This window comes from Leifsonia shinshuensis, from assembly GCF_031456835.1.
Classification (GTDB): domain Bacteria; phylum Actinomycetota; class Actinomycetes; order Actinomycetales; family Microbacteriaceae; genus Leifsonia; species Leifsonia shinshuensis_C.
In genome coordinates this window covers 1,117,911-1,139,399 of record NZ_JAVDVK010000001.1, presented here as the reverse complement: position 1 = coordinate 1,139,399, position 21,489 = coordinate 1,117,911, and the positions used below count along the sequence as shown (strand labels likewise).

Sequence of the window (21,489 nt, the reverse complement as noted above, 5' to 3'; positions counted from 1 at the left end):
GCCTGGGGAAGTCCTGAGGGCGCCTCCCGCCGCCCGCCGGTACGCTCGCACTATGGCGGAGAGCGGCACTCGATCGGCGTTCGGCAAGGCACTCGGCACGGCGGCGTTCGTCGGCGCGGGACTGGTGCTCGGCACGGCCGCGCTGGGCGCCGTGGTCACCACGCGTGTCGCCCGCACCGTGATCACGCCGGTGCGCCGCCGCCCGCAGAACCAGACCATCCGCTCGTTCGACGAGGATGCCGGGACGGTGACCCTGCGCGCGACGCCGGACGCGTCCATGCCCGGCCGCTTCGGCCTGTGGTGGGGCGGCGACACCGCGTTCGCGAAGGTCGGGGGACTGATCGAGCGCGGCGACGGCAGCGTCACCCGCGAACTCGAGGGGGTCGAGTTCGGGGAGCTGCGTGCCGGCCGTGCCCGGATCAGCGGCTACTACTACCTCCAGCCGGAGGAGCTGGGCCTCCCGGTGATGAGTGCGGAGATCCCCACCGACCTCGGACAGGCGCCGGCGTGGATCTTCCCGGCACCGGACGACGCGGACCCCGGACGCTGGGTCATCCAGGTGCACGGCTGGGGCGCCTCCCGCCAGGAGGGACTGCGCGCGGTGCGGGTGTTCCACGAGTCCGGCTTCACCTGCCTGCTCGCCTCCTACCGCAACGACGGGGATGCGCCCGAGAGCGAGGACCGCCGCTACGGCCTGGGCGGCACGGAGTGGCGCGACATCGAGGCGGCCATCGGCTACGCCGTGGAGCACGGCGCGCGGTCGATCGTCCTGATGGGGTGGTCGATGGGCGGCGCCGTGGTGCTGCAGACCATCACGCGCGGGAAGGGCCTGGAGCACGTGACCGGCATCGTGCTCGAGTCGCCCGTCATCGACTGGATCGACACCCTCGAGTACCAGGGCAACATGCTGCGCATCCCGGACGTGATGACCCGCGCCGCCCTGCGTCTCATCGAGGCCGAGTGGAGCGGTCCGATCACCGGACAGGGGGCGCCGATCGACCTCCGCAGCATGGACTTCGTCGCCCGCGCGTCCGAGCTCAGCCTGCCCATGCTCATCCTGCACAGCGACGACGACGGCTTCGTGCCCTCCACCGGGTCGCGGGCGCTCGCCGAGGCCCGCAGCGACATCGTCACCCTGGTCCCGTTCGACACGGCGCTCCACACGAAACTGTGGAACTACGACGAGGCGAAGTGGACGTCGGCGATCGCCGGCTGGCTCGCCGAGCACGTGCCGGCCGCGACTGCGCCCGCCGCGGCTGCGCCCGCCGCGACTCGTGAGTAGATGTCGCTTCGCGCGGCGAGTGGTGACATGATGTCGCAACTCGGCGAAACTCGACTCGCCGGGAGCGGACGCCTCAGTCGTCGTGCGGCGGCAGCTCGCCCGCGGTGAGGGCGATCATGCGCGACATCGAGCGCAGGTACTTCTTGCGGTAGCCGCCGCCGAGCATGTCGTCGTCGAAGACGTCGCTCAGGGGCACACCGGTCTGCACGACGGGGATCTCGGCGTCGTAGACGCGGTCGATGAATGCGACCAGGCGGAGCGCCGCCATCTGGTCGTGCAGCACCTCCACGCCCGTCAGGCCGATCACATCCACCCCGTCGATGATCTTGATGTAGCGGGAGGGGTGCACCGTCGCCAGGTGCGCGATGAGGTCCTGGAAGCCGTCGCTCGTCACGGTCTCTCCGCGGGCGGCCATCGCGGCGACGACGCGCTCGTACTCGGCGTCGTCGACAGTGACGGCGTTGCCGGTGGTGTCGCGGCGGCGGTAGTCGAGGCCGTCGATGCGGAGGGTCTGGAAGTTCGACGACAGCGACTGGATCTCGCGCAGGAAGTCGCTCGCGGCGAAGCGCCCCTCGCCCAGGGCGTTCGGCGGCGTGTTGCTGGTCGCGGCGATGCGGGTGCCGGAGGCGACGAGCTCGCCGAGCATCCGGGTCATCATCATGGTGTCGCCCGGGTCGTCCAGCTCGAACTCGTCGATGCAGATGAGGGTGGATCCGCGCAGTAGGTCCACCGCGCCCGCATAGCCGAGCGCGCCCACCAGAGCGGTGTACTCGATGAACGTGCCGAAGTACTTCGGGCCCGGCGCCTCGTGCCATAGGGCGGCCAGGAGGTGGGTCTTGCCGACACCGAAGCCGCCGTCGAGGTAGACGCCCGGCTTCATCGCATCCACCTTCTTGCGGCTGCGGCTGAACAGTCCCGCCGGACGCTGCGGCTCCCACGCCTTCGCGAACAGCTTGAGCGTCGCGACGGCCTCTGCCTGCGACGGGTAGTCGTGGTCAGGACGGTACGACTCGAACGTCGCCCGCTCGAACTGCGACGGCGGCACCAGACTGGCGGCGATCTCGGCGCCCGTGATCTGGGGGGAACGGTCGGCGAGGCGAGGGAGGGCGCCGGTCTGCTCGATGGTCATGGCGGAGTGTGCACCTTTGTGTCGAAGTCGTACCGCTGTCGTTCGCCGCCGCCTACGCTGGAGTCAGGTCCGCGGCTGTCGCAGGCTTCCCAGCCTAGCCCGCGCGCCCGACCGGACCCTGGACCGAACCCTGGAGGACCCACCGCATGACCATCGAGACCGACCCGTCGCCCGAGTTCGCCGGCTACGCGCACCCCGAGCGCCTGGTGAGCACGGAATGGCTCGCCGAACACCTCGGACAGTCTGGGCTCGTGGTGGTCGAATCGGATGAAGACGTGCTCCTGTACGACACCGGCCACATCCCCGGCTCGGTGAAGATCGACTGGCACACCGACCTCAACGACCCCGTCGTGCGCGACTACGTCAGCTCCGAGCGCTTCGCCGAGCTGCTCGGCTCGAAGGGCATCGCCCGCGACACCACCGTCGTCATCTACGGCGACAAGAACAACTGGTGGGCCGCCTACGCGCTGTGGGTGTTCACCCTGTTCGGCCACGAGGACGTCCGCCTGCTCGACGGCGGTCGCGACAAGTGGATCGCGGAGGGACGCGAGCTCACCCGCGAGGTCCCGCAGCCCGCACCCGCCGACTACCCGGTCGTGGAGCGCGACGACACGGTCGTCCGTGCCTTCAAGGAGGACGTGCTCGCGGCCCTCGGGACGCAGCCCCTCATCGACGTGCGCTCGCCGGAGGAGTACAGCGGCGAGCGGACCGAGATCCCCGGGTACCCGACCGAGGGCGCACTGCGCGCCGGCCACATCCCGTCGGCGAAGTCCGTGCCCTGGGCGAAGGCCGCCGCACCCGACGCGACGTTCAAGCGCCGCGCCGAGCTCGAGCAGGTCTACCTCGACGGGGCGGGGCTCGCCCCCGGCGACGACGTGATCGCCTACTGCCGGATCGGCGAGCGCTCCAGCCACACCTGGTTCGTGCTCACCCACCTCCTGGGCTTCGAGAACGTCAAGAACTACGACGGCTCATGGACGGAGTGGGGCTCGGCCGTGCGCGTCCCGATCGTGACCGGGACCGAGCCCGGCGAGGTCCCGGCCCGCTGACCGGTTGCGTCGCAAACCGACGTAGCCTTGAAGGATGACCGAACTGACGGGCGCGCTCGCCGAGATCCGCGACGACTTCCAGGCGCTGGAGCAGAACGACCGGCTGCAGCTGCTGCTGGAGTTCTCCGACGAGCTCCCGGAGCTGCCCGAGCGCTACCGCGACCACCCCGACCTGCTGGAGCGGGTGGAGGAGTGCCAGGCGCCGGTGTTCATCTTCGTCGAGGTGGATGCGGACCGCATCGTGCACCTGTACGCCACGGCACCGCGTGAGGCGCCCACCACGCGCGGCTTCGCGTCCATCCTGGTGCAGGGCCTCGCCGGCCTCACCGCCGACGAGGTCCTCGCCGTGCCCGACGAGTACCCGCAGACGCTGGGACTGACCCAGGCCGTCTCGCCGTTGCGCCTCCGCGGCATGTCGGCGCTGCTCGGCCGCGCCAAGCGCCAGGTGCGGGAGAAGCTCGCCGCCTGATCGGGAGCATCCGCCGAGCACTTCGGCAGCATCCCGAAACACAGTGTTTACACATCGGCCGGATGCGTAACACTCGCGAAACACGAGCATCCCTCTGACGAAACCTCTCGGCTCGAAACTGGCCACACCCCGAAAGCGCCCCCCACCCGGATCGGGATCGCGTCACCCCGCGGGGCTTGCACAGAGAGGCAGTTGATTCGCATGGTGCTCCACTCAGCAGCGGACTACGCGGAGGCAGGGACGGTCAACGCCCTGTGGCTCCTGGTCGCCGCGGCCCTCGTCCTCCTGATGACTCCCGGTGTCGCCTTCTTCTACGGCGGCATGGTCCGCGCCAAGAGCGTCATCAGCATGATGATGATGAGCTTCGGCGCGATGGCCCTCGTGGGCGTCCTCTGGGTCGTCTACGGATACGGTCTGTCGTTCGGCACCCCGTCCATCCCGCACTGGCTCGGCACGCCGGACTGGTTCCTGTCCAGCCTGATGGGCAAGGACGGCATCACCCCCGACCTCGGCGGCCTCGCCTTCGCCGGCTTCCAGGCGACCTTCGCGATCATCACCGTCGCGCTGATCTCCGGCGCCATCGCCGACCGCGCCAAGTTCGGCTCCTGGATGGTCTTCGCCGGCATCTGGGTCACCGTCGTGTACTTCCCGGTCGCGTACTGGGTGTTCAACCTGGCCGACGGATGGGCGCCCGCGGTCCTGCACGTGAACGACTTCGCCGGTGGCACCGCGGTGCACATCAACGCCGGTGCCGCGGGTCTCGCCCTGGCGCTGGTGCTCGGCAAGCGCGTCGGCTTCCAGAAGGGCATGTCCAAGCCGCACAACGTCCCGCTGACGCTGCTGGGCGCCGCGCTGCTGTGGTTCGGCTGGTTCGGCTTCAACGCCGGCTCGGAGGCCGCGGTCGACGGCGTCGCCGCGATCGCCTGGGTCAACACCCTGGCCGCCCCGGCCGCCGCGACCATCGGCTGGCTGATCGTCGAGAAGATCAAGGACGGCAAGCCGACGTCGATCGGCGCCGCATCGGGCGCCGTCGCGGGCCTCGTCGCGATCACCCCGGCCTGTAACATCCTGACCCCGGGCTTCGCGATCCTCCTGGGCCTCGTCGCCGGCGCCGTCTGCGCCCTGGCGATCGACCTGAAGTTCCGCCTCGGCTTCGACGACTCGCTCGACGTGGTCGGCATCCACCTCGTCGGCGGTCTGATCGGAACCCTGTGGATCGGCTTCTTCGGCTTCACCCACATGTACAACAGCAAGGGCGAGCCGACCGCGGAGTTCTCCAGCCTGCTGTACGGCGGCAGCTTCTACCAGCTGGGCGTGCAGGCCATCGGCGCCTTCTCGGTGCTGATCTACTCCTTCGTCCTGGCGTACGCCATCGGCTGGGTCATCCAGAAGACGATGGGCTTCCGCATCAAGAACGAGGACGAGCTGGCCGGCGTCGACACCGTGGTGCACGGCGAGGAGGGCTACTCGCTCGAGACGGTCTGATCCGACCGCAGACCGACAGCAGACGGGGCGTCGCCGGAAGGCGGCGCCCCGTCCGTCGTCGTCGCTAGGGTGTGGTGGGGCACGGATTCGAGCGAGGGAGCACATGGCACGGGCGACGCCGGACCAGGTGGATGCACTGCTGCTGTTCTTCTGCGGCGCGCTGGTGCTGCTCGCCGCCTTCGGTCTCGCCTTCTACGTCGGCGGCCTGGGCGGCCGCGCCCGGGCGGCCCGGGCGTTCCGGTTCGTGCTGCTCGGCACGGCGGTCACCGTGCTGCTGGCCGTGCTGGGCGGGTACGGGATGGTCGCCGGGGCTCCGCTCATCCCGCACCTGATCGGCGCCCCCGATCCGGGACTCTCGTCGGTCGCGGGGGTCCACCCCGCGTCGTCGTCGCCGTATCCGGCCGCGCGGGCCGGCTACCTGATCGCCGCGCTGGTGCTGTGCACGGCGGTGGTCGCTGTCGCCGTGGCCTCGCGGCTGACGCTCCGCGCCTGGATCGTGTTCAGCGTCCTCTGGCTCCCGCTCGTGGTCGCTCCGGTCGCCTACGGCGTGTTCGCGCTGGACGACGGCTGGGCGGTCGCCGGCCTCCAGGTGGTCGACTTCGGGGGAGCGCTGCCGGTGGTGGCCGCCGGGGGCAGCGCCGTCGGCGTCCTGCTCGCCTGCGGCCGCGGCGAGCACCAGCCCGCGCGGCCCGCGCGTCCCGCACTGGTCGCGTTCGGAGGCGCGGCGCTGTGGGTGGGGTGGCTCGGGCTCGTCGTCGGCTCGGAGGGCGCCCTCGACGCCTACGCGCCGCTGATCGCCGTCGGCGCGTTCGTCGCCTCGGCGACCGGTGTGCTGATGTGGATGCTCGTGGATGCGGTGCTGCTGCGGCGCCCCACCCTCCCCAGCGCCCTGTGGGGTGCGTTCGCCGGGCTGGTGTCGGTGACCGCGGCCTCCGGGGTGCTGACGCTCGGCTGGGCGATGCTCGTCGGCGCACTCTCGGCCCTCGCCTGCGCCACGATGGTCGATCTGGCGGCGCGAGCCCGATTCGGGCCGTCGCTGACGCTCTGCGTCGTCACCGTCGTCGGCGGGCTGGTCGGCCTGCTCTTCCCCGGGCTGTTCGCGAACGGCGGCGGAATGGTCGACAGCGGCAACTTCGACCTGTTCATCGCGCAGGGCATCGCCGGGATGTCGGTGCTGCTGTACGCGACGACGGTGTCGCTGCTGCTCGCCCTCGCGCTGCGGTTCACCATCGGGCTCACGCGCATCCGCTATGGTGCCGACCGTGGCCTCCGTCAGAAGCGTCCTGTCCGCACTGAGCGGTCTGTTCCGTCCGTCGCGGACCCCGCCGGCCCCGGCTCCGCCCGCTGAACGGGGCCGGTCCGGCGCCGCGGCCACCGCGCAGGTGGGCCCGCGCGGCCTCGGCCGCATCCGCACCTCGTACAACCCGCGGCTGGACGGCGACGCGGACCCCGGCGAGATCGTCTGGACGTGGGTGCCGTACGAGGAGGCCGACGGCCGCGGCAAGGACCGGCCGGTGCTCGTGGTCGCGACCGAGCCGTCGGGGGCGGTGCTGGCGGTCGCGCTGACCAGTCAGGAGCATCCCGGGCGCCCGGAGTACCTGCCGATCGGCTCGGGGGACTGGGACGGCCGGCACCGCCCGAGCTTCGTGCGGCTCGACCGCGTCTTCCGGGTGCAGCAGGGCGGGATGCGCCGCGAGGGCGCGGCGCTCGACGCGCGCCGGTTCGACGCGGTGCGGGCGGCGCTGGCGGCGCGGTACGGGTGGCGGTGAGCCGGGCTGTGTCGGCAGACGGTTCGCCAGCAGGGGCCGACCGCTACAGTGCGGGTATGGATGCGCGCATCGCCGGACCGGGTGACGTGGACGCGGTCGCCGAGACGATCGCCCTGGCCTTCCGGGACGACCCGGTCTGGGGGCCGGCCCTCGAAGCCGCCGACGGGGGAACCGGCCACCTGTACCCGTTCTGGCGCTTCTTCGCCGAGGGCGGCATCCCGCACGGCCACGTCTGGCTCGTCGACGGCCCGCGCGGCGAGGCGGCGACGGTCGCGCTGTGGATCCCGCCCGGCGCCGACGAGCTGACGGAGGAGCAGGAGCAGGCGGCGGATGCGCTGATGCAGCGCATCCTCACCCCGGAGCGGTTCGACGCCTACCGGCGGCTCTGGACGCTGTTCGAGCAGTCGCACCCGCACGACACCCCGCACATGTACCTGAGCCTGCTGGCGACGCATCCCGAGCATCGCGGCCAGGGCGTCGGGCAGCGCCTGCTCGCCGAGACGCTGGCACGCTTCGACGCGGACGGGGTGCCGTCGTACCTCGAGTCGACGAACCCGGCCAACGACCACCGCTACGAGCGCGCGGGCTTCCGCCCGGTCGGCGGCTTCCGCGCGGTGCTCGGCGGCGCGGCGGTCACCACGATGTGGCGGGATGCGCGGGGGCCGGTGGCGTAGCGGCTCGATGCTACGACGGGCGCGGTTGCTCGGCGGGCGTAAACTCGCCGCATGACCGTGATGGAGCGCCTGCGGGCGTGGATCGGACGCGAGCGCGACTACCGGCCACCGGAGGGTCGCCTCAGGGAGAGCCCGGCGCAGCGGCTGCCCAGCGGCGGAGCCGTACAGCACCTCCCGGGAGACGGCCTCGACCCGTCGAATCCCGCCGGGGAGACGCGCGGCCGCTGACGCGGGCGGCCGCCCGAATGCGACTGCGGCGCCACGTCACGTGTGCGGCCGCTCGAGCACGGGCAGATGTGACGAGCACCAGCAGTCACGAGGTGGCCCTGGCGCAACCGCTCAACGGACCAGCGGGTCAGGCGCCGGGGACCGGGAGCGGTGCGTGCTCGATGGCCAGGCCTTTCTGGCCGTACTCGGAGAGGACCTGTCCGATCACCACGCGGTAGGGCCCCAGCCACTGCTCGTGGGCGCCCTTCGCGACGCGGTGCGTGTCCATGCCGATCAGCTCGTGCAGCGACTCCAGGGACTCCCAGTAGTAGACCTCCGAGTGGAGGCCGGTCTCCGGGTTCTCCCACGCCTCCTCGCCGAGGAAGCCGGGGATGCGGCGGGCGCGCACGGCGATCTCGTCGTTCAGCCGGTGGAACTCGTCGTCGTATTGCTTGGTCGCGAAGATGAATGTGGAGGTGTACACCGTCGTGCTCCGTTCTGGCGTGCGGGCCTGCGTCCACCACCGAATGTAGCGCCGGCGACTCGGCCGCCCCAGTCTCAGCGGAATCACTGACATCGCTGGTTATCATCGGCGGGCGGTTCGCGACGCGCCCCCCTCGCAGATGGCGGACCGCAGCACCACAGCAGCCCACCCGAAGGACCCCCATGACCGACACCGAGACCCTCAACCCCGCCGATCCGCAGCAGCTGAGCTTCGCTGCGATGAAGCGGCACTTCGACGCGAGCGACCACGAGGCCGGACGGCAGTGCCTCACCGTCGGCTGCATCGACTGCGGCGGGCCGGGCGCCTGAAAACAAGAAACCCCCGGCTTGACCGGGGGTTTCTCTCTTGTCGCCGTTCCGATCTGGATCTACATCATCCCGCCGTTGCTGCGGCGTGCGGCGCATCGGCCGCGGCCCCTTGATGCTCGTGCCTCGGACGCCTTGTTCAACGCGTGCTGGTCGTCCCGGACGCGGCAGTGAGCACCGCCACGATGGCGAAGACGCCATTGATCTGGAGGAACGGCATGCCGCTGATGGTACGCTCGCGCCCACTCCCGCATCCGGTCTTCTCTTACGCAAACGAGCGTGCCTCGGTCTGCGGCGTCTGCTACCGCCAGACGCCAGAGAAGAACCGTGTCGTCTTCGGAAGCGTGGTCGGCAGCGCCGGGTTCAGCCGGTGCAAGGCGATCAGGAAGTTTGTGATGCCCCGGCGCGGGATGATGAGCGGGCTCACCCCGGATTCGGCCTTGAATACGACGATGCTCGGATTGAAGAAAGGTGCCACCCCGGTTACCTCAGCAACCGGGACGACGCCGCGGCGGAACGGCGCGAACCAGTACAAGTCCTGCCCGCGAACCTCCAAACGGTACGCGGCCCGGAAGAGCAAGAAGTGGGTGTTCAGCAGCAGGAGCCCGAACCAAACCACCATGAACACGGCTGTCAGAGGAGATCGGACGTGGAAAACGGCGAAAACACCGCCCGCGTACAGCACCGGCAGCACCAAAACGCCAAGGAGCGTTCTACTATTCGACCAAGTCGCGGCCACCGGCACGGTGCCGACGCCCACCGCGTCACCGGGTACTCCGTCATGCGGCTCCATCACAGGACGAAGAGCAGCACGAGCGAGATGCAGCCGAGACTCGATGTTCCGAGCCCGATGCCAGCCTGCCGCCGCTGCTCAGGGGCAACCGAACGTGAGAGACCAATGGAGGACTGGACGACGCCGATGACTCCGAGCACGGTCGCCGGGAGCGCCAGGACCACGAGGGCGACCCAGAGGAGCCAGTTCAACGCGTAGACGGTGCCGCCGAGCAGGCCGAAGAAAACCGTCAGCACGGCAAGGATGGCGGAGATCACACCGAGGACGAGTCCGCGCCGCGGTGCCGCACCCGGCTCTTTCGTCGCGGCGGGCGGCGCGGGAGCCTGAGCATAGGCCGGTAGTGCCGGCTGGACGGCGGGAGCCGGGTATGCGGCTGCCGGCTGCGGTGCACCGTGAGGCCGGGAGACAGGTGCTGGAGCTGCGAACGGTGCCGTGTTCGCCGTCCACTCCGCGCCGTTGAACCAGCGCAGCTGCGGCGTACCGCTCGGGTCGGGGTACCAGCCGGGATCGGCCATGACGAGCTCCTTCGCTTGAGTCCGCCCGTGTTGCAGGCCGGGCGTTGAGCAGACGTTATCGGATACCGCGTTGAGCTGGTAGCTCTGCCACCGGGATCCGCCCGATCAGTGCCGGGCTGCAGCGGCGGGTCGGGCTGCCGGTCGAGTGAGCTCTCACAATAGAGTGCGGCCATCAAACGTGTTTCTGCCGTCGCCGCGGTCGCAATCGCGGCGTTTCTGGCTGGGTGTACGACCCTACCGGCGGCCGACGCCACGGATACTCCGGATGCGACCAGCACCTCGTCGTTCACGGTTGATGGGACGTTCACGTTCGGGCTGGGGCACGCGACCAAGCAGCAGTTCCCTGAAGGCAGCCGCTGCGACCTCGAGGACCCGCTGCAGGGGCGGCAGGTGACCGTCTCGAATCAGTCCGGGGAGGTTGTCGCCACGGGGAAGCTCAGCGCGGAAACCACATCATGGGCGGCGAACCAGGGTGAGTGCAACTACGTGATGCAGATCAGCGCAATGCCGGGCGGGGAGAAGCAATACCGCCTCCACGTCGACGGTCACCAGGACACCGACTACCTCACCGCCCCTGACCTCCGCAGCTACCACTGGCTGGCGAAACTGTCGTAACCTCCGACCGACACGACAACGGGGCGCCTCCGAGAAGGAGACCCCGGTGTCGTTGTGGGTGTGGTTATCCGGCGGCGACGGTCCACGCACCGTCCGAGGTGACGGTTATCACGCTGGGGCCGGCCAGCATGGGGACCTTACCGTTGTACGGTCCGATTTCGTTGACGGCGAGGTTCGGGAATGCCGCACCGTACTGGATGACAGCGAAGTTGCCCTGGCCTTGGTTGGTGAAAGCCATGTTCGCGGCTTTGCCGCCGTACTTGTACACCTGGTCGCCGGTCGCGCTTCCAGGCAGGGGGAAGTCGGGGGCGGAGCTGACCGGGCTGATGGTGATGTTCCATTGGCCGTCTGCGGTGACCTGGAGGTTCGTCCCGGTGCCGCCGATCGAGTGCATCCCGAACGCGGTCGTGCCGGAGTACGCACCGATGGTGTTCACCAGCAGGTCGCCGGTGGACTGGTTGTTCGCATCGAGGACGTTGATGGAGAAGTTTGACGAGCCGTTGTGGCTGGCGATGACGATGCCAGCTTTCGCGCGGGCGGGGATGGCGATGACGGTGTCACCCGACCCGGCCTGATTGACGGGGGCGAACGTCCCGTATGCCTTGTCGTACGCTGCATTCGGGTCCGGCGGCGTCTCGGTCTTCGATGGTTCCGGGGACGGTGCGGCCGCTGCCGGGGTGGACGCACTGCTGCTGGTGGCGGCGGCGGGCGCGTCGGCGACCGGCGAGGCGGCTTTACCGCCTCCGTAGACGACGGCGAAGATCATGCCGATGACGAGCGCCGCCGCGCCCAGGGCGGTGCCGCTGATGGGGATACCGGACTTCGCGGGTTTCCGAACCAGGCTGAGGATGCCGAAAACAAGGGCGAGCACACCGAGGACGATGCCGAACCCCGCGGCGGGGGTGAACGCGAAGACGACGCCGACGATGCCGAGGACGAGCGCGGCGACCGCGAATCCGTTACCGCTCTTCTTCGGCGGCTGTGGAGCCGCGCCGTACGGTGCCGGAGGCACCTGACCGGCCGGCGGTGGCGGGTACGCGCCAGCTGTTTGACCCGCCGGCGGTGGCGGGTACGCGCCAGCTGTTTGACCGGCGGCGGGCGGCGGCGGGTACGCCCCGGGCGCCTGACTGGGCGCGGGAGGCGGCGGTGTTACTGCCGATGCGGGCGGGACAATTCCGGCGGTGCTCGGAGCCGGCGGGGGCGGGGGAGCGGATTCGGGGGTGTTCGGCTGCTGTGGTTCTGGGGTGCTCGGGTCACTCATGCTTGCGATCCTGTCAGAACACATAGGGTTCAATCAGCCCCCACTAAAGGTGAGAAGCGCTGTCTACCTTTCGCTCACCGAACGCGCTTAGGCGCCCGAGCGGGCGACCACGACGGCGAGCTCTGTACGGGTGCGCACACCCCACTTGGCTCGGATCCCGGCGAGAGCGGACTTCACCGTGGTCTCCGCAACGAAGAACCGTTGAGCAAGCTCCGCGTCGGACGCGCCATTGGTGACCCCGATGGCGTACTCCCGTTCCCGGTCGGTGAGCATCCGCATCTTCTCGGTGGCGTCCCGTCGCGCGTCGGACGCGTGGGAGTCCCGCACCCACGTGGTCAGCTGCTTCGCGGCGCGTGGCGAGAACGCGGAGTCACCTGCTGCGACTTCACGGACGGCGTCGATGATCCGGCGTGGGTCTTCGTCCTTGAGCATGAACCCGGCAGCTCCGGCGGCGACCGCGTCGAGGACACGGCCGTCCTCGTCGAACGCGGTCATCATCAGGAACGCCGGGCCTGTGCCGCCGAGCTGCTCGACGACGGCGACCCCATCCATCTGCGGCATCCGCACGTCGCAGAGCACGACGTCGGGGCGCAGGGCTGCAACGGCTGCCGCTACTTCGGTCCCGTCTGAGCATCGGCCGACGACACGGATGTCGCCGGAGAGCTCGAGGAGCGCGGTGAGCCCGTTCGCCGCCATCGTGTCGTCGTCGACGACCAGGACGCTGATCGGTCGGCTGTCGGTCACGCGGGTGAGTCTACCGGGGAGTGTTACCGCCGCTTGGGCGGGGCGCCCACGGCATCCACACCAGCACAGTGAACGTCCCGTCCGGCGTCGGCCCAGCCTGGAACGACCCGCCGACGAGGCCGACCCGTTCGCCCACCCCGGCGAGACCGTGCCCACCTCCGACCGAGGTTGGCGCAGCCTGTGGGGTGAGCCAGTTGATCGCCGTGATGGTCAGACCAGTGTCCGGGCCTCCGCGGACCTCGACTCGGATGCCAGCCCCTGGCGCGTGCCGGCGAACATTGGAGATGGACTCCTGGACGATCCGGTAACACGCGTGCGCGACCTGCGGGTCGCAGGATGTCGGGTCGTTGACGAGCACCTGCGCGCGAACATCAACGCCGTCGGCAAGAGCCTCGTCGATGAGATGGGCGATGTCCGCCAGCCCGGTGCTGATACCCGACGCGGCGGCGGGGTTGCGGAGGGTGTGGACAACATTGCGCAGCTCGTCGAGGGAGCTTTGCGCGGTTTCCCGGACCGCGCGGGCTGCCGCTGCCGCCCGGTCGTTGCTGCCATCGACCGTCAGCTCGAGAGCCCCGGCGTGAAGGGACAGGGAGCTGAGCCGTGCGGCGAGAGTGTCGTGCAGTTCCCGGGCGATTTCCTGCCGGTCGCGTTCCAGCTCCACTTCGTGGTGGAGGACGGCTATGTTCCGGTTCGCTTGGACAGCGCCGCGTCTTGCCGCGTCTCGTTCGCGGCGCAGCTGCCGCGCGAAACCGTACCCGGCGAACGGTGCGACAGCGACCGCGGCAAGTATCGGAACCGACCAGAACAACGCCAACCTGGCCGGGGTTCCCTCCGCTGGGGCGCTGACGAAATCCGACAGGATCGACACCTGAGCGGCAATGTCCCAGCAGAACGAAACGAAGACCGCGACGTACGTGCCCGCTACGAACAACCACCGCCGCCAACCCGTGAAAGCAGCGGTCGCCGCAGCACACGCGACCAACGCTGGCAGCGGTGTCGTTGGGAAGACGATGGCCCCGCCGATCGCGAGCGCTGACACGAGAACAGGGAAACGGTGCCGCCAAATCAGAAGCACGGACACCCCGATCATCACGAACGCACCGACCATCGCGAGGAGCTGCACTGCCGCTGGGAACGTCGAACCGGTGGTTCCGTAGTTCCCGCCGGCGGACATCGCAAAGAGCGCACACAGCACCGCCAAGCTGATCGATCCGACCAGCGCCCAGCGACGTCGAGCCGTCGACGGCACGAACACGGCGGGTGCGGCCGCCGGCCAGCTGCTCGTCGGAGGTGGGGTGATGGTCATGCACTGATCGTAGAGGCGGGCCGCAACAACTCCCCACCACCTTTCGGAGGGGGCGCAACCGTCCTTTCGTACAGCCCATCCTGACCGTTCCGACGTGTCGGCGACCGCACCGTCCGCGGTGTCCTGGTGAAGGCCGAAGGTCGGCCCCGAGAACTTCCACCAGGAGGACACCATGTTCCGTCGCACCGCCACCATCGCCACAGCCGCCGCGCTCATCGCCGGCCTCGCCCTCACCGGCTGCTCCGCCGGCGGCGCCACAGCCGGCGCTGGTTCCACCGCGGGCGACTCGGCCGCGCCAGCCGCCCCGAAGACCGCCGGCCTGAACACCCCGGTGAAGGTCGGGTCGTTCGAATACACCGTCACCGCCAGCAAGGACGCCGGAACCACCGCCGGAGCGTCACCGCTGACGAAGACCGCGCAGGGCACGTTCATCGAAGTGGACCTGACCATCAAGAACGTCGGCAGCAGCGCCGCGACGTTCCTCTCCAACTACGTCAAGCTCGTCGACGCGACCGGGAAGACCTACGACGCGGACCCGACCGCGACTCTTTACGCCAGCCCGAACCAGTCCGCCTGGGTTGCCGCGATCAACCCCGGCAACGCCATTACCGGGCCCATCCTCTTCGACGTCCCCGCCGGAACCACCGCCGCGAGTGTGCAGGTATCCGACAACGCGTTCACCAAGGGAGAGACGATCAACCTCAAGTGACCCGAAAATGACTGGGCGGCGGCTGCGACCCGAACCGGCCGCCGCCCTTCTAACGGGTTCGCGGTCGAGAACTCACGAGGTCGACCTGAGCAGCCAGCCTGCACCCCTGTTCTGGGGCCTCACCTGTTGATCATCGCCAACTAGCGTGGATTCGCCCCAAACAAGCAAGGAGATCTCAATGAGCACACCCGCCGGTTGGTACGACGACGGATCCGGACGCCAGCGGTGGTGGGACGGCGCCCAGTGGACGGACCACTTCGCCGACCAGCAGACGCCGCAGGTCGTCGACCGGGCCGGCGCGGTTGTCGCCACTGGCGAGCGGCAGGGTGTGTTCGCAAAGGTGAAGAGCGCGGCCGCGTCCGTCGCCGCGGAAAGCCTGGCGAACATCGGCTACGGGGTCTCGACTGCGACCGCGGTCCGCAACGACCAGGAAGTGTCGGTTGCCGTCGCCGGTGACGACGCGCCGCTGTACGAGATCGTCTCCCACATCGACGGGAAGAACGCCAAGGTGAAGCTCTGGCCGGACCGCATCGAATGGGAACGTGGCCGCGGCGTCTCCGGCGGGAAGATCACTGCCGGTGTCCTCACCGGTGGACTGTCGCTTCTCGCCACCGGGGTGAAAGGCGGCAAGGACGCGTACGAGATGCTGCCGATCAACCAGATCACGTCCGTCAGCAACCGGAAAGACGGGATGCTGTACCACCTGGTGGAGGTGCAGACTGCTGGGGGGACTGTCGGTTTCCGGGTCAACCGTGACGACGCCGCCGCGTTCCGGCAGCAGATCCTGAACCTCATGCAGGCCCGCGCCGCCACCCCCATCACCGTCCAGGTCGCAAACGCCGCCCCGGAGCAGCCCGCCGTCGCGGCGGCGCCGGACCATGTCGCCCAGCTGCAGCAGCTTGCGCAACTCCGCGACGCCGGCATCCTCACCGACGACGAGTTCGCGGCGAAGAAGCAAGAGATTCTCTCCCGGATGTGAGGTCCCGCGAGGCCATGCCTGAGACGATCCCCGGTTGACGGGAAGCGGTTCGCAATTGGGCGGCTACTCTCCAGCGTGAAGACACTCGCTGCTGGCGCGGACCACTGGTAGCTGAGGGGTGCCTGGTCCGGCAAAGATCGCAGACCATACGTGTCCCGACCGCCTCGGCGCCCAATCCGAGGCTGTACGAGCCAGCCTCGGACACGAAGATCCGCGTGATTCCGCGCCAAAACCGGTGATCGGCGGGCCGGCTTCCCGGGGGCCGCCAGCTTCCATCTATGCGAGCCCTGGCGACTGTGTTCGGGATCTTCCCGCAAGCGATGCACCCAATCGTCAAACGGCTGTGCGACGCCGGGTACTTGGTCCTACATGGGACCGGCTGCCCTCATGCGTGGCCCACGGCAAGGTGGCCCAAAGCTCGGCGCTGGCGAGTGCGCGGGCGTTTCTCGAACAGACAGAAAACCTCAGCCCAATGAGCGCGTTCTTTTGCTCCGGGCGCGGAGTCTGTCTCACCTGAAACGGTGCGTCTCGCCAACCTGATCGAGAGTTCGACCGGACACTCGGAGGCGGAACCGGACAAGCAGTCCGCGCGGAGCGTCAGCGATAGCGCACAGTTGAACGATCCCGAATGCGAGTGGGACGGGGAATGGAGTGCTTTCGGCGAGAATGGCGCGCGGGAAGCAGCGCGCGAGCTTTTTCCTGGACCACGACTGGAATCAGGCCGAGCCGCGTTGAAGTTTCAGGCACCAAACGAGCCCCACGGTCGCGACCACCTCAGCTGCTGGGCGAAGCGCACGTATCTCTTTCGACCTGTGTTCTAGACCTAGCCTGGCCGCGATGACTCTAGACGTGTACGCCGACCGCTTCGAAGACGACCTCGTGACCGTCTCAGACGTCCTCGCGGAGAAGGCGGCGGAGCGCACCGACGTCAGCCTCTGGGCACCCAAAATGATCCCGAAATGACCCCGCTCTGAACCGAAGTGTGGGTTTTCTGTGGGTGCGCGGCGGAGCGCGAGTGAGGACGATGAAGAAAAACCCCCGGCGTGACCGGGGGTTTCTTATTTGTGGGCGATACCAGACTCGAACTGATGACCTCTTCCGTGTGAAGGAAGCGCGCTACCAACTGCGCCAATCGCCCGGGGGGCTGCGAGATTCGATACTAGCCGACTCGGGGGTCCCGATGCACATCGACACGGAGGCGCGGATCGACACACCCGGACGTCGTCATCGGTTTTGTCTTGGGCGCGCGGATCGGCTAGAGTCTTTCAAGTGCCGCAGGGAACTGCGGAACGAAATGCGGATGTAGCGCAGTTGGTAGCGCATCACCTTGCCAAGGTGAGGGTCGCGAGTTCGAGTCTCGTCATCCGCTCGAGTCGGCCCGGTCTACGGATCGGGCCTCTCGGGTACGGTACGGTTCTTCCGTGTTGTGGCGTTCGGTGGATTGGCCGAGAGGCGAGGCAGCGGCCTGCAAAGCCGTATACACGGGTTCGAATCCCGTATCCACCTCGATCCTGAGCTTCGGTTCGGGCTCGGGCGATTGGCGCAGCGGTAGCGCGCTTCCCTGACACGGAAGAGGTCACTGGTTCGATCCCAGTATCGCCCACAGAGAGAACAGACAGAGAAGAGCCCCCGGAATTCCGGGGGCTTTCTTCATTGGGGCGCTGTGATCCCGTAGGAGAGCCCATCCCGCCCCGAGCGACGCCTGCTTGTGCGGCCACGCGCGCCTGGCGATGCTTGCTCTGTGACGGGACGGGACGGCGACCGGAGGAGTTGACGAAGGAGTCGCTCGCGTCGTGCGCTGCGCGGACGGGGACGCCTTGTCCGCGATCGCGACCGGGAAGGGGAGCGGATGAACACGGTCGCGGACATGCGCGAAACGGTCTTCTTCGAAGGCGACCGGGCATCCTCCAAATTCAGCCGGTTCTGGCTGCTGCTGTGCCTGTCCTCGGTGATCGCCGCGTCGGGAGTCGTCGGCGACTCGTCGGCCACCGTGATCGGTGCGATGATCGTCGCCCCGCTGATGACGCCGATCCTCGGGGTCGTGCTGGCCACGGTCACGGGCGACCGTCGCAATCTCATGCTGAGCTGGGGCATGGTCGCTGCGGGAGCCGTTACGGCCGTCGCGATCGGCTACCTCGTCGGACTCCTGGTCGCTGCACCCGTGGTCGCCGCCACCAACAGCCAGGTCGCCGCACGGGTCTCGCCGAGCCTCATCGATCTTCTGGCCGCGCTGGCAACCGGGGCCGTCGGCACGGTCGCCCTGGTGCGCAAGGACATCTCGGACACGCTCCCGGGAGTCGCGATCGCGATCTCGCTGGTGCCACCGCTCTCGGTGGTGGGTCTGACGCTCGAATCGCAGGCGTGGAGTCAGGCCGGCGGCGCGCTGCTCCTGTTCGTCGCGAACGTGGCGGCGATTCTCGCGACGGGGGTGATCATCCTCACGGGCTACCGGATCGGGGCAGTCTCCGGTGCCGCCGCCGAGACCCATGCGCGGCGGGGCTGGGGGAGGCGGCACCGGGCGATCATCTCGATCGTCGTGACCCTGCTGATCATCGGCGTGCCTCTGACGCTCACGTCGACGCGCTTCGCCGACCAGGAGCTGCTGGAGAACTCCATCCGACAGGCCGCTCAGCCCTGGGCGCAGCAGAACGGCTGGGAGATCAGCGAACTCCAGGCGACCAGCAGTCAGGCCACTCTGACGCTCACCGGTGAGCCTCCCGTGCCCGAGACCGGCTCGCTGGAGGCGGCGCTGAAGGCCCAGGGCGTCGATCCGGCCCAGGTCACGGTGCAGTTCGTGCCCGCGTACACCGTCCACCTGGGCGGGGGCGGCTGACACGAATCACTCGCCCGACCCGCAGGGCGCCCGAGGGCGCAACTCACACGCAGCTCGGCTGGTAGGCCGGGTCGGCCGGCCCGTTCGGGACGCTCAGCGCCTCCAGCACCAGCTGCTGCACGACGGGGTCGTTCGGTGTCTGGTCGTGCTCGATCGGGTCGGCGGGGCACTTGTCCTGGATGACCAGATTCGTGACCTGTGAGGCCGAACTGCTCAAGGCCTGGGTCTGGTACGGCGTCACGACCTCGTCGTGCGTGGTCGAGATGACCGTGTAGAACGGACCCTTCACCGTGTCGCCGATGGAGTTCAGCTTCTGCAGGAAGGCGGATCCCGCGGTCTGGTCCGCGCACGCCGGGCACGCGGTGGGGGAGGCGCTGGTCAGAGCAGGCAGCCCGTCCGGCCCGGGAACGATGACGCCCCGGGTGCCGTGGTTCGACGGGGCGATGCCGATCAGCTGGTGCACCTTCTTCGCGCCCCCGAGGAAGCCCAGGTAGTAGCGCGGCATCATGCCGCCCTGGCTGTGCCCGACGAGGTCGACCTGCGACGCCTTCGTGGACGCGAGCACCGCGTCCACGAACGGGGCGAGCTGCTTCGCGGAGTCGGCGATCGGGCCGGACGCATCGACACCGTTGTACTGCCCGTAGTCGAGGGCGAAGACGCAGTAGCCGGCCTGCTTGAGGGTCGGGGACATCGTCGCCCAGTTCTTCGCCATGCTCTCGAAGGTCCCCGGCACGAGGATCACCGGATACGGGTGTGCGGCGGACGGCACGCAGGACCAGTCGTTCGCGCCCGGGGGAGAGACGGACACGGTGTCCGCCTGCGCCGGCACGGCGAGCGCGATCGACCCGAGGGCCGCCGTAGTGGCGGCGATGAGCAGCTTCTTCAGTAACGACATCGGTACCTCTTCCGTCTGCGCCCTCCGGGGGACGGACGGGGCTATCCGTCGCGGGCGCGGCTTCGGCCAGAAACGGTAGACGCGTGAGCCGAGGGATCAACCGGCTTTGAGGAGCGTCGGAGGTCGGGCGGACGCTGTGCTCATCCACGCGCACCGTGTCCGACCAACCGGCGCCCCGGGTTACGCGTTGGCGCGCAGATAGGTCGTCAGCGAAGCCTCGATGGTCGTCAGCCGTTCGGCGCGCAACCGGACGTCGTCCCGCAACGCCGCGATCTGCTCGAGGAGCCCCGGACATGCCGACTCGGACCGCTCCCCGACGGTGCACGGGAGTACGTCCTTGACCAGCGCCGTCGGAAGTCCGATGTCCAGCAGGGACCTGATGGTTTCGACCATTGCGACCGCGTTCGGTGCGTACTCCCGGTAGCCGTTCGGCTGCCGCTCCGACGTCAGCAGTCCCTGCTGTTCGTAGTACCGCAGCGACCTCGGGCTCGCACCCGTCCGCGCGCTCAGCTCACCGATCCGCATGAGACTCCTCTTGACCTTGACACCGATGTCAGAGTTTACGCTTCCGGCATGGACTACCCCGCACCCACACGACTGACGAGCCCGCTCCTCACCTTGCCCGATCTCGCAGGACGACGCGCCGTCGTGACCGGCGGCGCGAGCGGACTCGGCCTCGTCACGACCCGCACCTTCGCGCTCCAGGGCGCCGACGTGATCATCGGCGCTCGGGACGTCACGAAAGCCGAGGCCGCCCGCGCGCACCTGCTGGCCGAGCACGACCTTTCCGCAGGCAAAATCACCGTCGCAGAGCTGGATCTCATCGACCCCGACTCGATCGAGCGGTTCGCGGGCATGGCCGCAGGCGCACCGATGGACCTTCTCGTCCTGAACGCCGGCATCAGCAGCGTCCCACTCCGACACGATCGCAACGGCATCGAGAGCCAATTCGCCACCAACCACCTGGGGCATTTCGCCCTCGCCGCCCGTCTGCTGCCCTCCCTCGAGCAGGGGACCGACCCGCGGGTCGTCACCGTGTCGTCCGCGCTGTATGCAGCGGCGAAGCTCGATCTCGAGGACCTCGCCAGCTCGTCCCGCTACTCACCGGGTCGCGCCTACAACCGCTCCAAGCTCGCCAATGTCATGTTCGCGCTGGAGCTCGGTCGTCGTCTCGCGGAGTCGGGGAGCTCCGTACGAAGCTTCGCCGCACATCCGGGTATGGCGCGCACACCCCTGCACACGACGTATCCCTCGGTGGCGACCCGGGTGATGACCCGGATCATCGCCGGAGCCATCGGTCGTGAACCCGGGCCGGCCGACGTCGGCGTCCTGACGGCAGCCCTGCACCCGGACGCTTCACCCGAATTGTTCTGGGGCCCGACCGGTTCCAAGACGCACCCGGATGCTGTCGGCGACTGGTTCAAGCCGGTCGCGACCGATCTCGGCGCGGCCGTATCACTCTGGGAGGTTTCGGAGCGGCTGACCGGCACCCGCATCGCGATGTGAAGGACGGGGAGGATTCGTCCCGAGCGCGCTCGACTCAACCGCCGAGGACCGGATCGGGCGCGTGCAGGAAGAGCATCGCGGTGACCCACAACACGACGCTGCTGCAGATGCCGACGATCGGCACGACCCAGACGCGGCGGGGGGACACAAGCCCGACCAATGCGGTCAGCAGCACAGCGAAGGCGAACGGCACCAGCGCGCCCGCGACAGCCAATTGCAGAGCCGGTCCCATGCGTCCCAGCTCGTCTCTCCCGATGGTGGGACCTCCGATCGTGAGGGCGATCGAAAGACCGAGCATGACCGCGACGAAGACGATGACGCCGTGCAGCAGGAGCAGCAGCGCGGCGGTCAGGACCGGGCGACGATGCCGCAGCGGCGCGAAAGTCGTGGACATGGGGCCAAGCTACTGGGCGACGAGGGTCGCCTCGTCCCTCTCAGGGATGACGCGTAGAGAGTGGC

General features: G+C 69.0%; 25 protein-coding genes and 4 tRNA genes. 18 read left to right on the top strand and 11 right to left on the bottom strand.

From position 1 onward, the window contains the following. Positions 1–52 precede the first annotated feature (52 nt). A complete protein-coding gene (locus J2W45_RS05625) occupies positions 53–1,282 on the top strand; it encodes an alpha/beta hydrolase family protein (protein WP_310129683.1) in 1,230 nt (409 codons plus the stop codon). Between the two features lie 73 nt (positions 1,283–1,355). Here the strand turns inward: J2W45_RS05625 and zapE are convergent, their stop codons facing one another. Continuing rightward, entirely contained in the window at positions 1,356–2,411 is a 1,056-nt protein-coding gene (gene zapE, locus J2W45_RS05620) for a cell division protein ZapE (protein WP_310129681.1), read from the bottom strand. A gap of 146 nt (positions 2,412–2,557) precedes the next feature. On the opposite strand from zapE, the gene J2W45_RS05615 reads away from it, so the two are divergent. The 7 genes from J2W45_RS05615 (at position 2,558) to J2W45_RS05585 (ending at position 8,085) form a co-directional block, all read left to right on the top strand. After that, complete coding sequence (locus tag J2W45_RS05615; protein WP_310129679.1) at positions 2,558–3,460, top strand: sulfurtransferase; 903 nt, start codon at positions 2,558–2,560, stop codon at positions 3,458–3,460. A gap of 34 nt (positions 3,461–3,494) precedes the next feature. After that, a complete protein-coding gene (locus J2W45_RS05610) occupies positions 3,495–3,929 on the top strand; it encodes a SufE family protein (protein WP_310129677.1) in 435 nt (144 codons plus the stop codon). Positions 3,930–4,130: 201 nt separating this feature from the next. After that, a complete protein-coding gene (locus tag J2W45_RS05605; protein WP_310129676.1) occupies positions 4,131–5,414 on the top strand; it encodes an ammonium transporter in 1,284 nt (427 codons plus the stop codon). Positions 5,415–5,517: 103 nt separating this feature from the next. After that, complete coding sequence (locus J2W45_RS05600) at positions 5,518–6,762, top strand: ammonium transporter (RefSeq protein ID WP_310129675.1); 1,245 nt, start codon at positions 5,518–5,520, stop codon at positions 6,760–6,762. Then, positions 6,665–7,183 carry a type II toxin-antitoxin system PemK/MazF family toxin gene (locus tag J2W45_RS05595; RefSeq protein ID WP_396427065.1) on the top strand — a complete coding sequence of 173 codons (519 nt, stop codon included), beginning with the start codon at positions 6,665–6,667 and terminating at the stop codon, positions 7,181–7,183. The genes J2W45_RS05600 and J2W45_RS05595 overlap by 98 nt, the downstream gene beginning before the upstream one ends. A gap of 56 nt (positions 7,184–7,239) precedes the next feature. Beyond that, positions 7,240–7,857, top strand: a complete 618-nt coding sequence (locus tag J2W45_RS05590) for a GNAT family N-acetyltransferase (protein ID WP_310129673.1) — start codon at positions 7,240–7,242, stop codon at positions 7,855–7,857. A 51-nt stretch (positions 7,858–7,908) separates the two neighbouring features. After that, on the top strand, positions 7,909–8,085 hold the full coding sequence (locus J2W45_RS05585) for a hypothetical protein (protein WP_310129671.1): 177 nt from the start codon (positions 7,909–7,911) through the stop codon (positions 8,083–8,085). Positions 8,086–8,212: 127 nt separating this feature from the next. On the opposite strand, the gene J2W45_RS05580 is transcribed toward J2W45_RS05585, so the two are convergent. Continuing rightward, positions 8,213–8,548 carry an antibiotic biosynthesis monooxygenase family protein gene (locus J2W45_RS05580; protein ID WP_310129670.1) on the bottom strand — a complete coding sequence of 112 codons (336 nt, stop codon included), beginning with the start codon at positions 8,546–8,548 and terminating at the stop codon, positions 8,213–8,215. 182 nt (positions 8,549–8,730) lie between these two features. On the opposite strand from J2W45_RS05580, the gene J2W45_RS05575 reads away from it, so the two are divergent. Next, on the top strand, positions 8,731–8,877 hold the full coding sequence (locus J2W45_RS05575) for a hypothetical protein (RefSeq protein WP_310129668.1): 147 nt from the start codon (positions 8,731–8,733) through the stop codon (positions 8,875–8,877). A 298-nt stretch (positions 8,878–9,175) separates the two neighbouring features. Here the strand turns inward: J2W45_RS05575 and J2W45_RS05570 are convergent, their stop codons facing one another. Beyond that, positions 9,176–9,634, bottom strand: a complete 459-nt coding sequence (locus tag J2W45_RS05570; RefSeq protein WP_310129667.1) for a hypothetical protein — start codon at positions 9,632–9,634, stop codon at positions 9,176–9,178. A gap of 32 nt (positions 9,635–9,666) precedes the next feature. Beyond that, positions 9,667–10,182: a DUF2510 domain-containing protein gene (locus J2W45_RS05565; RefSeq protein WP_310129665.1), complete on the bottom strand. Its 516-nt coding sequence runs from the start codon at positions 10,180–10,182 to the stop codon at positions 9,667–9,669. Positions 10,183–10,572: 390 nt separating this feature from the next. Here J2W45_RS05565 and J2W45_RS05560 point away from each other — a divergent pair, with 390 nt between their 5' ends. After that, positions 10,573–10,797, top strand: a complete 225-nt coding sequence (locus J2W45_RS05560) for a hypothetical protein (RefSeq protein WP_310129663.1) — start codon at positions 10,573–10,575, stop codon at positions 10,795–10,797. Between the two features lie 64 nt (positions 10,798–10,861). Here J2W45_RS05560 and J2W45_RS05555 read toward each other — a convergent pair whose 3' ends face one another. The 3 genes from J2W45_RS05555 to J2W45_RS05545 form a co-directional block, all read right to left on the bottom strand. Then, positions 10,862–11,809, bottom strand: coding sequence for a DUF4190 domain-containing protein (locus J2W45_RS05555; RefSeq protein ID WP_310129661.1), 948 nt, complete (start codon positions 11,807–11,809; stop codon positions 10,862–10,864). A gap of 336 nt (positions 11,810–12,145) precedes the next feature. Continuing rightward, on the bottom strand, positions 12,146–12,802 hold the full coding sequence (locus J2W45_RS05550) for a response regulator transcription factor (protein WP_310129659.1): 657 nt from the start codon (positions 12,800–12,802) through the stop codon (positions 12,146–12,148). Between the two features lie 10 nt (positions 12,803–12,812). Then, positions 12,813–14,108 (bottom strand): sensor histidine kinase, encoded by a 1,296-nt coding sequence (locus J2W45_RS05545; RefSeq protein WP_310129658.1) that lies wholly within the window; start codon positions 14,106–14,108, stop codon positions 12,813–12,815. Between the two features lie 172 nt (positions 14,109–14,280). Between J2W45_RS05545 and J2W45_RS05540 the strand changes: the two genes are divergently transcribed. The 3 genes from J2W45_RS05540 (at position 14,281) to J2W45_RS05530 (ending at position 16,759) form a co-directional block, all read left to right on the top strand. After that, on the top strand, positions 14,281–14,817 hold the full coding sequence (locus J2W45_RS05540; RefSeq protein WP_310129657.1) for a DUF4352 domain-containing protein: 537 nt from the start codon (positions 14,281–14,283) through the stop codon (positions 14,815–14,817). A gap of 178 nt (positions 14,818–14,995) precedes the next feature. Beyond that, positions 14,996–15,796 carry an SHOCT domain-containing protein gene (locus J2W45_RS05535; protein ID WP_310129656.1) on the top strand — a complete coding sequence of 267 codons (801 nt, stop codon included), beginning with the start codon at positions 14,996–14,998 and terminating at the stop codon, positions 15,794–15,796. An 837-nt stretch (positions 15,797–16,633) separates the two neighbouring features. Further along, positions 16,634–16,759, top strand: coding sequence for a hypothetical protein (locus J2W45_RS05530; protein WP_310129655.1), 126 nt, complete (start codon positions 16,634–16,636; stop codon positions 16,757–16,759). A 102-nt stretch (positions 16,760–16,861) separates the two neighbouring features. On the opposite strand, the gene J2W45_RS05525 is transcribed toward J2W45_RS05530, so the two are convergent. Continuing rightward, positions 16,862–16,934 (bottom strand) — tRNA-Val (locus J2W45_RS05525). A gap of 158 nt (positions 16,935–17,092) precedes the next feature. On the opposite strand from J2W45_RS05525, the gene J2W45_RS05520 reads away from it, so the two are divergent. The 4 genes from J2W45_RS05520 (at position 17,093) to J2W45_RS05505 (ending at position 18,629) form a co-directional block, all read left to right on the top strand. Next, a tRNA-Gly gene (locus tag J2W45_RS05520) sits at positions 17,093–17,165 on the top strand. Between the two features lie 66 nt (positions 17,166–17,231). Continuing rightward, positions 17,232–17,302: transfer RNA gene (locus J2W45_RS05515), tRNA-Cys, on the top strand. A 25-nt stretch (positions 17,303–17,327) separates the two neighbouring features. After that, positions 17,328–17,399 (top strand) — tRNA-Val (locus J2W45_RS05510). Positions 17,400–17,645: 246 nt separating this feature from the next. Then, positions 17,646–18,629, top strand: coding sequence for a DUF389 domain-containing protein (locus J2W45_RS05505; protein WP_310129654.1), 984 nt, complete (start codon positions 17,646–17,648; stop codon positions 18,627–18,629). 43 nt (positions 18,630–18,672) lie between these two features. Here J2W45_RS05505 and J2W45_RS05500 read toward each other — a convergent pair whose 3' ends face one another. Both J2W45_RS05500 and J2W45_RS05495 read right to left on the bottom strand, forming a co-directional pair. Then, positions 18,673–19,524 carry a lipase family alpha/beta hydrolase gene (locus tag J2W45_RS05500; protein ID WP_310129652.1) on the bottom strand — a complete coding sequence of 284 codons (852 nt, stop codon included), beginning with the start codon at positions 19,522–19,524 and terminating at the stop codon, positions 18,673–18,675. Positions 19,525–19,704: 180 nt separating this feature from the next. Further along, the gene (locus J2W45_RS05495) at positions 19,705–20,049 is read right to left on the bottom strand and encodes a MerR family transcriptional regulator (protein ID WP_310129651.1); all 345 of its coding nucleotides are present in this window, start codon (positions 20,047–20,049) and stop codon (positions 19,705–19,707) included. Positions 20,050–20,097: 48 nt separating this feature from the next. Between J2W45_RS05495 and J2W45_RS05490 the strand changes: the two genes are divergently transcribed. Then, on the top strand, positions 20,098–21,030 hold the full coding sequence (locus J2W45_RS05490; RefSeq protein ID WP_310129650.1) for an SDR family NAD(P)-dependent oxidoreductase: 933 nt from the start codon (positions 20,098–20,100) through the stop codon (positions 21,028–21,030). 34 nt (positions 21,031–21,064) lie between these two features. On the opposite strand, the gene J2W45_RS05485 is transcribed toward J2W45_RS05490, so the two are convergent. Further along, complete coding sequence (locus J2W45_RS05485; RefSeq protein ID WP_310129649.1) at positions 21,065–21,424, bottom strand: hypothetical protein; 360 nt, start codon at positions 21,422–21,424, stop codon at positions 21,065–21,067. Positions 21,425–21,489 lie beyond the last annotated feature (65 nt).

Bases quoted from the DNA above. Each gene is read 5' to 3' on its own strand.
- J2W45_RS05500 (WP_310129652.1), bottom strand. From the start codon at position 19,524: ATGTCGTTACTGAAGAAGCTGCTCATCGCCGCCACTACGGCGGCCCTC.
- J2W45_RS05585 (WP_310129671.1), top strand. From the start codon at position 7,909: ATGACCGTGATGGAGCGCCTGCGGGCGTGGATCGGACGCGAGCGCGAC.
- J2W45_RS05490 (WP_310129650.1), top strand. From the start codon at position 20,098: ATGGACTACCCCGCACCCACACGACTGACGAGCCCGCTCCTCACCTTG.
- J2W45_RS05535 (WP_310129656.1), top strand. From the start codon at position 14,996: ATGAGCACACCCGCCGGTTGGTACGACGACGGATCCGGACGCCAGCGG.
- J2W45_RS05610 (WP_310129677.1), top strand. From the start codon at position 3,495: ATGACCGAACTGACGGGCGCGCTCGCCGAGATCCGCGACGACTTCCAG.
- J2W45_RS05540 (WP_310129657.1), top strand. From the start codon at position 14,281: ATGTTCCGTCGCACCGCCACCATCGCCACAGCCGCCGCGCTCATCGCC.
- J2W45_RS05605 (WP_310129676.1), top strand. From the start codon at position 4,131: ATGGTGCTCCACTCAGCAGCGGACTACGCGGAGGCAGGGACGGTCAAC.
- J2W45_RS05595 (WP_396427065.1), top strand. From the start codon at position 6,665: ATGGTGCCGACCGTGGCCTCCGTCAGAAGCGTCCTGTCCGCACTGAGC.
- J2W45_RS05615 (WP_310129679.1), top strand. From the start codon at position 2,558: ATGACCATCGAGACCGACCCGTCGCCCGAGTTCGCCGGCTACGCGCAC.
- J2W45_RS05495 (WP_310129651.1), bottom strand. From the start codon at position 20,049: ATGCGGATCGGTGAGCTGAGCGCGCGGACGGGTGCGAGCCCGAGGTCG.
- zapE (WP_310129681.1), bottom strand. From the start codon at position 2,411: ATGACCATCGAGCAGACCGGCGCCCTCCCTCGCCTCGCCGACCGTTCC.
- J2W45_RS05565 (WP_310129665.1), bottom strand. From the start codon at position 10,182: ATGGCCGATCCCGGCTGGTACCCCGACCCGAGCGGTACGCCGCAGCTG.
- J2W45_RS05530 (WP_310129655.1), top strand. From the start codon at position 16,634: ATGACTCTAGACGTGTACGCCGACCGCTTCGAAGACGACCTCGTGACC.
- J2W45_RS05575 (WP_310129668.1), top strand. From the start codon at position 8,731: ATGACCGACACCGAGACCCTCAACCCCGCCGATCCGCAGCAGCTGAGC.
- J2W45_RS05625 (WP_310129683.1), top strand. From the start codon at position 53: ATGGCGGAGAGCGGCACTCGATCGGCGTTCGGCAAGGCACTCGGCACG.
- J2W45_RS05590 (WP_310129673.1), top strand. From the start codon at position 7,240: ATGGATGCGCGCATCGCCGGACCGGGTGACGTGGACGCGGTCGCCGAG.
- J2W45_RS05600 (WP_310129675.1), top strand. From the start codon at position 5,518: ATGGCACGGGCGACGCCGGACCAGGTGGATGCACTGCTGCTGTTCTTC.
- J2W45_RS05505 (WP_310129654.1), top strand. From the start codon at position 17,646: ATGAACACGGTCGCGGACATGCGCGAAACGGTCTTCTTCGAAGGCGAC.
- J2W45_RS05545 (WP_310129658.1), bottom strand. From the start codon at position 14,108: ATGACCATCACCCCACCTCCGACGAGCAGCTGGCCGGCGGCCGCACCC.
- J2W45_RS05485 (WP_310129649.1), bottom strand. From the start codon at position 21,424: ATGTCCACGACTTTCGCGCCGCTGCGGCATCGTCGCCCGGTCCTGACC.